The following is an 11,624-nucleotide window of genomic DNA, read 5'->3' as shown; positions in this document are numbered from 1 at the left end:
GAGCGGTAGTTCAGCTGGTTAGAATGCTGGCCTGTCACGCCGGAGGTCGCGGGTTCGAGTCCCGTCCGCTCCGCCACTGCAGATTTGGTAACACCTCGTGAAAAACTTCTAAAAAAAGTGTTCATGAGGCTGGGCAATCAGACCATCTTCGGATAGAATGAGCGCCTGCAAAGTTTCAACGCGGAGCGGTAGTTCAGCTGGTTAGAATGCTGGCCTGTCACGCCGGAGGTCGCGGGTTCGAGTCCCGTCCGCTCCGCCACGATTGAAGGGCCCCTGGTGAAAACCAGGGGCTTTTTTTATGCCCCGGATCCGGGCCCGCGCCGCCCCTTGCAGCCGGTGCTTTGGAGCCTGCGCATGAAGCGGGTTACACTGCGCGGCTCGCCACTCAGGCCATGATTTTTCCCATGCTGCAGAAACTTCGCGACAAGACCTCGGGCTGGATCGTCACTGTGATCCTGGGGCTGCTGATGATCCCGTTCCTGTTCGTCATCGATAGCAGCTACCTCGGTGGCGTCGGTGCGCAGAACGTGGCCAAAGTATCGGCACCGCCTTCCTGGTGGTCCTCGGCTCCGTCCTGGTGGCCGGCCCGCCTGCTGTGGAAGCACCACGAAATCACCTCGCAGGAATTCCGCGAGCGCTTCGAGCAGGAGCGCGCCCGCGTACGCCAGCAGCAGGGCGAGGACTTCGATCCGCGCGCCTTCGAAAGCACCGAGAACAAGCTCGCCGTGCTCGACCAGCTGATCGACGAACAGGTCGTGCGCCTGGCCGGGGAACAGTCCGGCGTGGTGATCGGCGATGAGGCCGTGCGCGAATACATCGCTGCCATCCCGGCTTTCCTTGGCCCGGACGGCAAGTTCAACGGCGACCAGTACCGCATCGCGCTGGCCAGTGGCAACCCGCCGCGCACGCCGGACATGTTCGCCGAGCTGGTCCGGACCAGCCTGCAGCAGTCGGTCATCCCCAGCGCGCTGCAGAACTCTGGTTTCGTCACCGAAGCCGAAACCGAGCGCCTGCTCAAGCTGCTGGGCGAAACCCGCGACGTCGAGATCGCCATGCTGCCCGAGCAGCCGGCTGACACTGCGCCGGTCACCGATGCGCAGATCAAGCAGTGGTACGACACCCACGCCAAGGACTTCCGCCAGGCCGAGTCGGTCAAGCTGGAATACGTGGAAATCAACGGTGCCATGCTGCCGGCGCCAGCCGCTCCGGACGAAGCCAGCCTGCGCAAGCGCTACGAAGAAGAGAAGGCGCGCTTCGCCACGCCGGAACAGCGCCTGGCCTCGCACATCCTGATCAGCACCGGTGACGGCGCCGAAGCCAAGGCAGCCAAGCTGGCTGCCGAAGCCAAGGCCGCAGGCGCCGATTTTGCCGCACTGGCCAAGGCCAACTCCGATGACACCGGCTCCAAGGAGCAGGGTGGCGACCTGGGCTGGGTGGATCGCGGTGCGATGGTCAAGCCGTTCGAAGATGCGGTGTTCGCGGCCAAGGCCGGCGACATCATCGGCCCGGTCAAGACCGATTTCGGCTACCACGTGATCCAGGTGCGTGAAGTGCGCGGCGGTGAAGGGCGTTCCTTCGAAGAAGTGCGCGACCAGCTGATGGCCGAGCAGACCCAGGCAGATGCCGAGCGCGGTTACACCGAGCTGGCCGGCCGCGTGGTCGATGCGACCAACAAGAGCCCGAGCGACCTGGCTGCTGCGGCCAAGGCGGTGAACCTGCCGCTGCAGACCGTCGGTCCGTTCACCCGCCAGGATGCCACCGGCATCGCGGCCAACCCGGCCGTGCTGCGCGCTGCGTTCTCCGACATCCTGGTCCAGGATGGCACTGCGAGCGATCCGATCGCGCTGGACGAAGCCGGCAACCACAGCGTGGTGATCCGCGTTGCCGAACATACGCCGGAGCAGGCCATCCCGCTGGACAAGGCGCGTGAGCAGGTCATCGCTGCCGTGCATGCCGACCGCACTCGCCAGGCTGCCGAGAAGGCCGCTGATGCGCTGCTGGCCAAGCTGAAGGGCGGCCAGACGCTGCAGGCGCTGGCAGAAAGCGAGAAGCTGCAGGTCAGCCCGATGCCGGGCCTGCCGCGCACCCAGCCGGTGCCGACCGCCGAGATCAACCGTGCGGTATTCAGTGCGTCGCTGCCGGCCGAAGGCAAGCCGAGCTACGGCAAGGTGGATGTGCAGGGGCGTGCGGTGGTGTTCGCGGTGACCAAGGTCACCCCGGGCGACATCAAGGAAGTCACCGCCGAACAGCGCCAGCAGCTCAAGCAGCAGCTGAGCCAGATCGACGGCATGGCCGCGGCCGACGCCTTCGTCAAGTCCACCCGCAAGCGCTTCGTCGTACAGACCACCGAAGCCAACCTGTAAGGGTTGGCAGCGGCGGCAGACAAAAAGCCCGGCATTGCCGGGCTTTTTGTTGTCCGATCGAACTGATGTCCGGTCAGTCTTCGATGCGCAGCACGGCACCCGGCTTCAGCACGGCCTTGCCGGTGAGTCCATTGAGGCTGAGCAGGGCCTTCACCGGCATGCCGTAACGGCGGGCGATGGTCCACGGCGATTCGCCATTGCGCACCGTGTGGCGACGATTGCGCGGACGATCTGCCGCGCTGGCCACGCTGCGTGCGGCGGCCGGTGCCGGCTGTGCCGACGCAACAGCGACGGCCGGCGTCGCAGCCTCATCCACGCTGGCCACCATCGCCGAGGCATCCACGGCCGGCGTATTGACCGGTGCCAACAGGCGGACGGGAGCGTTCTGCGGGCGGGCACGGCCACTGGCGGCCGGATTCAGGCGGGCAATCCGCGCCGGGTCCAGCGAACGCTGGGCGGCCCACTGCTGCACGCTGGTGCCAGCGGGCAGGGTGTGGCTCTTCAGCACCGGCACGGTGCGGTCCAGCGAGGCCATCACCGAGGGCTGCTCTTCGGCGTTTTCCAGCACGCAGGCCAGGGCATGCAGCTTTTCAACATAGGCGTGGGTGATCGGCGAGAGGCCGGGCAGCTCGGCCGGCACCGCGTTGGTGGCATTCATCCCGGCCTTGCGCAGGCCCTGCAGCACCCGGTACTCGCCGGCGTTGTAGGCCATGGTGGCCAAGCGCCAGTCGCCGCCGAACATGCCATGCAGGGTCTTCAGGTAACGCACCGCCGCCTGGGTGGAATCCACCGCCGACAGACGCCCGTCATAGCCTTCGCTCATGGGTACGCGGTGATTGCGCGCGGTGGTGGCGATGAACTGCCACAGGCCGGCTGGGCCGGCTGCGCTGCGCGCGCTGGGGCGGTAGCCGCTTTCCACGAAAGGAATCAGGGCGAACTCGGTAGGCAGGCTGGCCTTGCGCAACTCTTCCACCACATAGCCGAACAGCACCAGTGCATCATCGTTCTGGTTGGCCAGCCGGGCAGGCGCATGGGCGAACTGCTTCTGCCAGCGCGGACTGGTGGCCTCGGCATCGCAGGTGGGTTCAGCCAGGCCTTCGCGGAAGCTGGCGAAGATGTCCTGTCCATTGCGCACGCTGGGGGCCGGCAGGGTTGCCGCGTCCAGCGGCAGTGAAGCGGCACCGGCGAGATTCTGGCTCAGGCCTGCGCCCAGCGACTGCGCGTTGGCGGTTCCGGCAAGCCCCAGCATGATCCCCAGGGCAAGCGCTGTACTTCGGCGCCTCATGCGCGAAAGCCGTCTTTCCAGTGCCGAAGTCCGGCCATCACGTCGACATCGTCGGTGATTTCCCGCCCCAGATAAGCCGACACCGCCGCACGGATGGGCGCGGTGTGGGTACGCAGGAACGGATTGCTTTGTAATTCGTCTGCCAACAGCACGGGCAGAGTGGAGCGGTCATCGCGGCGCATGGCCAGTGCCTCCTCATGGCGCTGCCTCAGGGCAGCGTTGGCGGGGTCGACATGCCGCGCGAAGACGGCATTTGACACGGTGTATTCGTGGGCACAGCAGACAAGCAGCTGGCCCGGCAGGGACGCCAGGCTGCGCAGGGTGGCGAGCAGCTGGGACGGCGTACCTTCGAACAGGCGCCCACAGCCCAGGCTGAACAATGCATCTCCACTGAAAAGGTGTTCATCAGTGTGAAACGCGACATGGCTGAGGGTGTGCCCGGGCACGGATACTACGTGGAACCTCTGCCCCACTGCCTGAACGTGTTCACCATCGGACACGCGCTCGGTCGCCGTCGGAATGCGCGGCTCATGTGGCGCGATCACCCTGATGCCGGGAAAACGGGCCTGCAGCGCACTCACACCGCCGATGTGGTCATCGTGGTGATGGGTGAGCAGGATCGCCTGTGGGCGAAGTCCCGCCTCGGCTGCGGCCAGTACGGGCGCGGCATCGCCGGGATCGATGACCACGGCCGCGCCGTCGTCGCCGGCCAGGCACCAGATGTAATTGTCCGCCAATGCGGGCAGGGCAGTGAGTCGCATAGAATCGGACCATGCCCGCGCTGCAGAGCCTCCGTCAAGCGACACCCGAAACGTGGTTCGACAGCGAACCGGCGCAGCTGCTGTATCAGCTGGAGCAACAGCTGCTGCTGCCGCAGCTGGCCAGCCTGCCCGCACAGCCGTGGTTGTGGATCAGCCCCAGCCCACGCTGGCTGCAGGGCGCGGCCTTGAGCGGACGTGGCCTGCGGCTGTACCGGGACGGCACCGGGTATGCCGGTGAGGCCCGCTGTGCGTTGCCGTTGCCGCTGCCCAATGAAAGCGTCCAGGCCATCGTGCTGCAGCACGTGACCGCCGCCGATGCTGCGCTGCTGCTGGCCGAGTGTGATCGCGTGCTGATGCCCGGTGGCAAGCTGTTCCTGAGCAGCCTCAATCCGTTCAGCCCCTACCGCACCCTATGGCGGCGGCATGGCATGGTGGTGCGCACCCCGCAGCGCCTTCGCCAGCTGCTGGAGCGGGTCGGCCTGGAATGCCGGCCCACCCGTTACATCGGCCCGCTGTGGCCGTCCGGCGGTGGCGGCGGCACAATGACGCCGCTGCGCGCGGCCTGTCTGTTCAGCGCCGAAAAACGCACTTTTGCCTTGCCGGGGCCGACGCCCCTGAAGGTACGCTGGCAGGGGCCGATGGCCACCCCCGGCATGACCCGATCGATTCTGGAAACGCATGAAAACCATTGAAGTACACACCGACGGCTCCTGCCTCGGTAACCCTGGCCCGGGCGGCTGGGCGGCCCTGCTGCGCTACAAGGCGCACGAGCGTGAACTGAGCGGCGGCGAGCCCAACACCACCAATAACCGGATGGAGCTGATGGCCGCCATATCCGGTCTGGAAGCGCTGAGCGAACCCTGCCAGATCGTGCTCTTCACCGATTCGCAGTACGTGCGCCAGGGCCTGACCGAATGGCTGCCCGGCTGGATCCGCAAGAACTGGAAGACCGCCGGCGGCTCGCCGGTGAAGAACCGCGAACTGTGGGAGCGCCTGCATGCAGCGACCCTGCGCCACCAGATCGACTGGCGCTGGGTGAAGGGCCATTCCGGCGACCCGGACAATGAACGCGTGGACGTGCTGGCGCGCGAAGCCGCCACCCGGGTGCGCGACACCGGCATGGCGGTAAACTGAGCCCATGCGTCAGATCATCCTGGATACCGAAACCACTGGCCTGGCCTGGCAGAAAGGCAACCGCGTCGTTGAAATCGGCTGCGTGGAGCTGTTCAAGCGCCGGCCCAGTGGCAACCATTACCACCAATACCTCAAGCCAGACGTCGACTTCGAACCCGGCGCGCAGGAAGTCACCGGGCTGACCCTGGATTTCCTCGCCGACAAGCCGGAGTTCGCACAGGTGGCCGAGGCCTTCCTGGCCTTCATCGACGGCGCCGAGCTGATCATCCACAACGCGGCCTTCGACCTTGGATTCCTGGACAACGAACTGTCCCGGCTGGGGCCGCAGTTCGGCAAGATCACCGACCGCTGCACCGTGGTGGATACGCTGGCGCTGGCGCGCGAGCGCTTCCCCGGCCAGCGCAATTCGCTGGATGCGCTGTGCAAGCGGCTGGGCGTGGACAATTCGCACCGCCAGCTGCACGGCGCGCTGCTCGATGCGCAGATCCTCGGCGATGTGTACATCGCGCTGACCTCCGGCCAGGACGACCTTGGTTTCGACCTGGGCGAAGAGGGCAGTGCGGCGGCGCTGGCGCTGGCGGGGTTCGACCCGGCCAAGCTGCTGCCGCGCCCGCGCGTGCAGGCCACCGCATCGGAACTGGAAGCCCACGCCGCCCGCCTGGAACGGCTGCGCAAGAAGGCTGGCCACGCCCTGTGGGATGGCCCGAAGCAGGAAGAAGCCGCCGTCGCCTGACCCCGGCCTGGTAGTGCCGACCTTGGTCGGCACCGCCTCGTCAGTGGCAGCGCACCAGCACCACGGTGATGTTGTCCGAACCGCCGCCATCCAGCGCGGCGGCCACCAGCGAATCCACGCATTCCTGCGCGCTGGTGTCATCGAAGGCCAGCGTGCGGGAAATCCCGCTGTCGTCCAGCTCTTCGGTGAGCCCATCACTGCACAGCAGCAGCTGCATGCCCGGGCGCAGCTCGCCGGCAGTGGTGGCCACGTTCAGATGCGCCGGGTCGGTGACCCCCAGTGCCTGGGTGACCACGTTGCGATGCGGATGCGCGCGCGCCTGTTCCGGGGTCAGGTTTCCCTGGGTCAGCATCTCCTGCACCACGCTGTGGTCCTGGCTGAGCTGGGCCAGCTGGCCGTCGCGCCACAGGTAGGCCCGGCTGTCGCCCACCCAGGCCACTTCGTAGCGGTTGCCCTGCACGCGGGCCGCCACCACGGTGGTGCCCATCGGCAGAGTGTCATTGCGGCGGCGCGAGGCACGGATGATTTCTTCGTCCGCGGTGCGGATGGCCTGGGCCAGTGGCACGCCGCGTCGGATCTCGCGCACGATGGTTTCGCGTGCCAGCGCGCTGGCCACCTCGCCACAGGCGTGACCGCCCATGCCATCGGCGACCAGCCACAGTGCCAGCTCACCGTCCCCGTAGTAGGTGTCTTCGTTCAGCGCACGGCGCAGGCCGGGATGGGTCAGGTGTCCGAATTCGATCATGGGGTCGCGCAGGAAAGGGGATGCAGCAGGGAGAACGCCATCATCGCGGCGGGGCGGACATCCGACAAGCGGCGAAGTCAGCGCAGTTTCACTTTCTTGCCGGTGATGGCTTGTGAATATCCGCGCATCCTCGTATCATGCGCGTCCCCGGTACGCCGGGGAAACCGGAGAGGTGGCAGAGCGGTTGAATGTACCTGACTCGAAATCAGGCAGGCGTTTATAGCGCCTCGGGGGTTCGAATCCCCCCCTCTCCGCCAGACAAAAAGAAAAGGGCCACCCACGGGTGGCCCTTTTCTTTTTGCGTGGCCGAGAGCGGGCAGGAGAGAACCCGCGCGGGGTTCGACGGTTCTGCAGGAGCAGAACCGGACAGCCGCATGGCTGGCCCCGTAGCGCAGCGCAGGGGCTGGGTGCATGGATGCACCCAGCAATCCCCCCCTCTCCGCCAGACAAAAAGCAAAGGGCCACCCAACGGGTGGCCCTTTGCTTTTTGCGTGGCCGAGAGCGGGCAGGAAAGAACCCACGCGGGGTTCGACGGTTCTGCCGGAGCAGAACCGGACAGCCGCAGGCTGGCCCGGAGCGCGCAGCGCGCAGGGCTGGGTGCAGGGATGCACCCAGCAATCCCCCCGCCAGTTCCCCGCGAAGCGCAGCGCACTGCATTTACCGGCCGCCCACCCCATGCGCGTTATCATCCCCCTCTGCTTCCAGAGAGTGCTCCCATGACCGCTGAAATCCTCGTCCCCGTCGCCTTCGGCGAACTGCTCGACAAGATCTCCATCCTGCAGATCAAGTCCGAGCGCATCAGTGACGAGGCCAAGCTGGCCAACGTGCGCACCGAGCTGTCCGCGCTGGAAAAAACCTGGATGGCCCATCCGGCCGGCGGCAAGGACGTGGCCCAGCTGCGTGCCGACCTGAAAGCGATCAACGAAGAGCTGTGGGACATCGAAGACAACATCCGCCTGCAGGACAAGGCCGGTGACTTCGGCGACGCCTTCGTCGCGCTGGCGCGCAGCGTCTACCTGCGCAACGACGAGCGCGCGCGCATCAAGAAGGCGATCAACCTCGCGCTGGGTTCGGCCTACGTGGAAGAGAAGTCGTACAAGGACTACCGCGCCGGCTGACGCGGCGGTAGTGACGGCCGCTGGCCGTCATTACCGGGCGGCGTAGCGTTCGAACGCGGCGATGCCGTCTTCCACCGTGATCAATTCCATCACGTCGTCGAACTCGATCTTGGTGCCCCATTTCAGCGCGCTGGCCGGCTTGCCCAGGTACTTGCGCGCCGCGTCGTCATAGCGGTCCACGCAGTAGCGGCGGTCCGAATACGGCCCGCTGCGGTGCGGATTGCTCGCCGCGTGCAGGCCCAACACCTTCACCCCCATCGCGTTGGCGATGTGCATCGGCCCGGAATCCGGCGTCATCACCAGCGCCGCGCGGGCCAGCAGGGCCGGCAACTGCTTCAGCGTGTCCTTGCCCACCAGGTCCAGCGCCGGCTGCACCAGCTGCGCCTGGATGGCATCGGCGGTGCGCCGTTCCAGCTCGCTGCGGCCGCCACACAGCACGACTTGCCAACCGCGCGCGCTGGCGTGGTTGGCCACCGCAGCGTAGCGATCGGCATACCAGTTGCGCCGCTCGTGGCTGGAACACGGCGAGATCATCAGCACCGGCCGACCATCGTCCTGCCACTGCGCCTGCGCCCAGGCATGGGCATCCGCCGGCACCGCCAGGTCCCAGCTCACCTCGGTCTGCGTCAGGCCCAGGGGCTCGCAGAAGCTGCCGATGGCATCCAGTACGTGGATGCCGGGACGGTCCGGGATGCGCTCGTTGATGAACAGTCCATGCAGGTCCTTGGAGCGGCTGCGGTCATAACCGATCCGGCGGCGGGCGGGTATGAAGGCCGACAGCACGTTGGCCCGGAACGCCACCTGCATCTGCAGCAGGGCATCGAAGCGCTCGGCCGGCAGCTCCGCGCGCAGGGCTTTCATGCCCGCCAGTCCGGTCGTCTTGTCGTAGGCATGGAAGGTCACCCCCGGCAGCCCGTCCAGCAGCTTCAGGCCCACCTTGTCGATCACCCAGTGGATCCGGACGTCCGGCCGCGCCGCCTGCAGGGTGCGTACCAGCGGCACCACATGGGTCACGTCGCCCAGCGCGGACAAACGCAAAAGGCACAGGGAAGAGGACGGTGATGCCATGGTGTTGTTAGACTCGAAGGAATGGTCGCATTCGACGCCAATGAAGCGCTGACGCCTTGCCGTGATGGTCGCGGCATGGGTGCCATTCTGTTCGACCGCGAACGGCTGCGGCAAGCCGACGCCAATCTGTTCTCGCCCCAGCACTGGGGAGAGCGGGCGCGGCCGGTGGGCGAGGGCGGTCGGGGCAGTGCCTGGTTCGTCGACGCACCGTTCGGCCCCAGCGTGCTGCGGCACTACCTGCGCGGTGGCCTGGTGGCCAAGCTGAGCCACGACCGGTACCTGTGGCGCGGCTCGCAGCACACCCGCAGCTTCGCCGAATTCCGCCTGATGCGCGCCCTGCGCGAACTCAAGCTGCCGGTGCCGCGCCCCATTGCGGCGTACTACATGCGAGAAGGCCTGCGCTACCGCTGCGCGATCCTGATGGAACGCATTGAAGACGTCCGCTCGCTGGCCGACCGTGCGCTGGTCGCGGGCCGTGGCGCGCCATGGGAAGAAACCGGTCGGCTGATTGCGCGTTTCCATCGTGCCGGGCTGGATCATGCCGACCTCAATGCGCACAACATCCTGTTCGATGGCAACGGGCATGGCTGGCTGATCGATTTCGATCGCGGCGTGCAACGCATTCCGGCCACCGCCTGGCGCGAGCGCAACCTCAAGCGCCTGCTTCGTTCACTGCTGAAACTGCGCGGCGAACGCAGCACCGATGAGGTCGAGAAAGACTTCGCCCGCCTGCGCCGTGCCTACGACCTGGCGTGGAACCGGGGCACCTGATGGACTGGTCGCTGCGTTTCCTCGGCGTCGGCAATGCGTCGGCGGTGGAGCTCGGTTCGCCGATGTCGGTCATCGAGCGTGATGGTCGGCCTTGGCTCACCATTGATTGCGGCGGCGAGGGACTGACGGCGTTCCAGACGCACTACGGCCACATGCCGCAGGCGCTGTTCGTCACCCACGTGCACCTGGACCACGTCGCTGGCTTCGAGCGCCTGTTCGTGGATACCTTCTTCAATGCGCAGCGCCGCGGCAAGGTTCGGCTGTACGTGCCGGCGCCGGTGGTGCCGCTGCTGCACAAGCGGATCGGCGACTATCCGAACGTGCTGGCCGAGGGCGGCGCCAATTTCTGGGATGCCTTCCAGCTGATCGTGGTGGGCGATGCGTTCTGGCACGAGGGCGTGCGGCTGGAGGTGTTCCCGGCCCGCCACCACTGGCCGGAAACAGCCTACGGGCTGCGCCTGAAGGGCGCGCTGACCTGGAGCGGCGATACCCGTCCGATACCTGAAATGCTGGCGCGGTTCGCTGATGACAACGAACTGATCGCGCATGACTGCGGCCTGCACGGGAACCCGTCGCACACCGGCGTGGAGGATCTGGAGCGCGAATACAGCGCCGAACTCCAGGCGCGGATGATGCTCTACCACTACGCCAGCGTGGCCGATGGCGATGCGCTGCGTGCACGCGGCCACCGCGTGGCGCGGCCGGGGGAATGCGTGCCGCTGGCCACCCCGACCGCAATGCAGGTCGCCTGACCCCGACCGGTTTTTCCGTGTGCAGTCCTGAGTCGCCCGATGCGTGCATCGGTAGCGCCGAGCCATGCTCGGCGGAATGTTTCCGTGTGCAGCCCCCCGCCGAGCGTGGCTCGGCGCTACCAAGGGCAGGTAGCCACCCGGCATCGCGTTTCGGTGGCCCAAAAAGGTGGCGACCCCGCCGGCTGACCTCGGCGCCCGCGTCGATCGATACCGTTGCTGCCTTCCGGCCCTGGCGGGATTTTCGATCTAGCGTCGCGAGGGGCCGACGGGGCCACCATAGAGACGTGGTCACCTTGCTGGCGACCTGTCACGGATGTGGCACGCAGCGCGAAGCGCCTGGAACCCGGTCCGGACTGCACATCGCTGGGCGATGGCAGGCGCGCATTCTAGCGCATGCGCGTAGAGGTTAGCCAGAAGATTGCACTGAATGACCTGTAACCCGGACATGCGCGACAGGGCCATTGCTGCGCGCGGTTGCTAGACTCCCTGGCGGAGGAACGGCCTCCCCCACACCGGGTTGAAATGTCCAGGACGGCCTGGCCCCTGCAAAGGAGGCCGCCATGGCCTGGATCTATCTTCTGTTCGCTGGTCTTCTCGAAATCGTCTGGGCCGTTTCGATGAAACAGTCCGAAGGCTTCAGCAAGCTCACCCCGACGCTCATCACCCTGGTCGGCATGATCGCCAGCTTCTGGCTGCTGGCCGTGGCGATGCGCAGCCTGCCGCTGGGCACCGCGTATACGATCTGGACCGGTATCGGCGCGGTCGGTGCGTTCGTGGTGGGCATCGTGTTCCTGGGCGAGCAGGTCAGTGCGATGCGCATCGGCGCGGCCGTGCTGATCGTGTGTGGACTGGTGCTGATGAAGCTGTCCAGCAGTTGATGTGCGCCAAGCAGAG

At 66.6% G+C, this 11,624-nt stretch carries 12 protein-coding genes, 2 tRNA genes and 1 other RNA gene; 10 read left to right on the top strand and 5 right to left on the bottom strand.

Features of this window, described 5'->3' with window-relative positions:
* The first annotated feature begins 182 nt into the window (after nt 1-182).
* Both H9654_RS09880 and H9654_RS09875 read left to right on the top strand, forming a co-directional pair.
* Nucleotides 183-259 (top strand) — tRNA-Asp (locus H9654_RS09880).
* Nucleotides 260-404: 145 nt separating this feature from the next.
* Nucleotides 405-2,363, top strand: a complete 1,959-nt coding sequence (locus H9654_RS09875; protein WP_191770695.1) for a peptidyl-prolyl cis-trans isomerase — start codon at nt 405-407, stop codon at nt 2,361-2,363.
* Nucleotides 2,364-2,436: 73 nt separating this feature from the next.
* Here H9654_RS09875 and H9654_RS09870 read toward each other — a convergent pair whose 3' ends face one another.
* The gene (locus H9654_RS09870) at nt 2,437-3,648 is read right to left on the bottom strand and encodes a lytic transglycosylase domain-containing protein (RefSeq protein ID WP_191770694.1); all 1,212 of its coding nucleotides are present in this window, start codon (nt 3,646-3,648) and stop codon (nt 2,437-2,439) included.
* Nucleotides 3,645-4,409 (bottom strand): hydroxyacylglutathione hydrolase, encoded by a 765-nt coding sequence (gene gloB / locus H9654_RS09865; RefSeq protein ID WP_191770693.1) that lies wholly within the window; start codon nt 4,407-4,409, stop codon nt 3,645-3,647. Before gloB ends, H9654_RS09870 begins: the two co-directional genes overlap by 4 nt.
* 11 nt (nt 4,410-4,420) lie before the next feature.
* On the opposite strand from gloB, the gene H9654_RS09860 reads away from it, so the two are divergent.
* The 3 genes from H9654_RS09860 to dnaQ are packed head-to-tail and all read left to right on the top strand — an operon-like array spanning nt 4,421 to nt 6,276.
* On the top strand, nt 4,421-5,101 hold the full coding sequence (locus H9654_RS09860) for a class I SAM-dependent methyltransferase (protein ID WP_191770692.1): 681 nt from the start codon (nt 4,421-4,423) through the stop codon (nt 5,099-5,101).
* Nucleotides 5,088-5,543 (top strand): ribonuclease HI, encoded by a 456-nt coding sequence (gene rnhA, locus H9654_RS09855; RefSeq protein WP_057506972.1) that lies wholly within the window; start codon nt 5,088-5,090, stop codon nt 5,541-5,543. The genes H9654_RS09860 and rnhA overlap by 14 nt, the downstream gene beginning before the upstream one ends.
* Before the next feature lie 4 nt (nt 5,544-5,547).
* Entirely contained in the window at nt 5,548-6,276 is a 729-nt protein-coding gene (gene dnaQ / locus H9654_RS09850) for a DNA polymerase III subunit epsilon (RefSeq protein ID WP_101098734.1), read from the top strand.
* 40 nt (nt 6,277-6,316) lie between these two features.
* Here dnaQ and H9654_RS09845 read toward each other — a convergent pair whose 3' ends face one another.
* Nucleotides 6,317-7,021: a PP2C family protein-serine/threonine phosphatase gene (locus H9654_RS09845; protein ID WP_042613467.1), complete on the bottom strand. Its 705-nt coding sequence runs from the start codon at nt 7,019-7,021 to the stop codon at nt 6,317-6,319.
* A 166-nt stretch (nt 7,022-7,187) separates the two neighbouring features.
* On the opposite strand from H9654_RS09845, the gene H9654_RS09840 reads away from it, so the two are divergent.
* A tRNA-Ser gene (locus tag H9654_RS09840) sits at nt 7,188-7,278 on the top strand.
* A 459-nt stretch (nt 7,279-7,737) separates the two neighbouring features.
* On the top strand, nt 7,738-8,139 hold the full coding sequence (locus H9654_RS09835) for a DUF6165 family protein (protein WP_101098736.1): 402 nt from the start codon (nt 7,738-7,740) through the stop codon (nt 8,137-8,139).
* 30 nt (nt 8,140-8,169) lie between these two features.
* On the opposite strand, the gene H9654_RS09830 is transcribed toward H9654_RS09835, so the two are convergent.
* Entirely contained in the window at nt 8,170-9,207 is a 1,038-nt protein-coding gene (locus tag H9654_RS09830; protein WP_191770691.1) for a glycosyltransferase family 9 protein, read from the bottom strand.
* A gap of 21 nt (nt 9,208-9,228) precedes the next feature.
* Here H9654_RS09830 and H9654_RS09825 point away from each other — a divergent pair, with 21 nt between their 5' ends.
* Complete coding sequence (locus H9654_RS09825) at nt 9,229-9,978, top strand: 3-deoxy-D-manno-octulosonic acid kinase (RefSeq protein ID WP_191770690.1); 750 nt, start codon at nt 9,229-9,231, stop codon at nt 9,976-9,978.
* A complete protein-coding gene (locus tag H9654_RS09820) occupies nt 9,978-10,730 on the top strand; it encodes an MBL fold metallo-hydrolase (protein WP_191770689.1) in 753 nt (250 codons plus the stop codon). Before H9654_RS09825 ends, H9654_RS09820 begins: the two co-directional genes overlap by 1 nt.
* Nucleotides 10,731-10,902: 172 nt before the next feature.
* Here the strand turns inward: H9654_RS09820 and ffs are convergent.
* An RNA gene (gene ffs / locus H9654_RS09815) (signal recognition particle sRNA small type) lies at nt 10,903-10,999 on the bottom strand.
* A gap of 291 nt (nt 11,000-11,290) precedes the next feature.
* On the opposite strand from ffs, the gene H9654_RS09810 reads away from it, so the two are divergent.
* Entirely contained in the window at nt 11,291-11,608 is a 318-nt protein-coding gene (locus H9654_RS09810) for a DMT family transporter (protein WP_042613365.1), read from the top strand.
* Nucleotides 11,609-11,624: the final 16 nt, after the last annotated feature.

Source organism: Stenotrophomonas lacuserhaii (assembly GCF_014836545.1).
GTDB classification, from domain to species: Bacteria; Pseudomonadota; Gammaproteobacteria; order Xanthomonadales; family Xanthomonadaceae; genus Stenotrophomonas; species Stenotrophomonas lacuserhaii.
The sequence above is the reverse complement of the archived record's forward strand: the minus strand, read 5'-3'. Positions and strand labels throughout refer to the sequence as shown.

Bases quoted from the DNA above. Each gene is read 5' to 3' on its own strand.
- H9654_RS09875 (WP_191770695.1), top strand. From the start codon at position 405: ATGCTGCAGAAACTTCGCGACAAGACCTCGGGCTGGATCGTCACTGTG.
- H9654_RS09870 (WP_191770694.1), bottom strand. From the start codon at position 3,648: ATGAGGCGCCGAAGTACAGCGCTTGCCCTGGGGATCATGCTGGGGCTT.
- gloB (WP_191770693.1), bottom strand. From the start codon at position 4,409: ATGCGACTCACTGCCCTGCCCGCATTGGCGGACAATTACATCTGGTGC.
- H9654_RS09860 (WP_191770692.1), top strand. From the start codon at position 4,421: ATGCCCGCGCTGCAGAGCCTCCGTCAAGCGACACCCGAAACGTGGTTC.
- rnhA (WP_057506972.1), top strand. From the start codon at position 5,088: ATGAAAACCATTGAAGTACACACCGACGGCTCCTGCCTCGGTAACCCT.
- dnaQ (WP_101098734.1), top strand. From the start codon at position 5,548: ATGCGTCAGATCATCCTGGATACCGAAACCACTGGCCTGGCCTGGCAG.
- H9654_RS09845 (WP_042613467.1), bottom strand. From the start codon at position 7,021: ATGATCGAATTCGGACACCTGACCCATCCCGGCCTGCGCCGTGCGCTG.
- H9654_RS09835 (WP_101098736.1), top strand. From the start codon at position 7,738: ATGACCGCTGAAATCCTCGTCCCCGTCGCCTTCGGCGAACTGCTCGAC.
- H9654_RS09830 (WP_191770691.1), bottom strand. From the start codon at position 9,207: ATGGCATCACCGTCCTCTTCCCTGTGCCTTTTGCGTTTGTCCGCGCTG.
- H9654_RS09825 (WP_191770690.1), top strand. From the start codon at position 9,229: ATGGTCGCATTCGACGCCAATGAAGCGCTGACGCCTTGCCGTGATGGT.
- H9654_RS09820 (WP_191770689.1), top strand. From the start codon at position 9,978: ATGGACTGGTCGCTGCGTTTCCTCGGCGTCGGCAATGCGTCGGCGGTG.
- H9654_RS09810 (WP_042613365.1), top strand. From the start codon at position 11,291: ATGGCCTGGATCTATCTTCTGTTCGCTGGTCTTCTCGAAATCGTCTGG.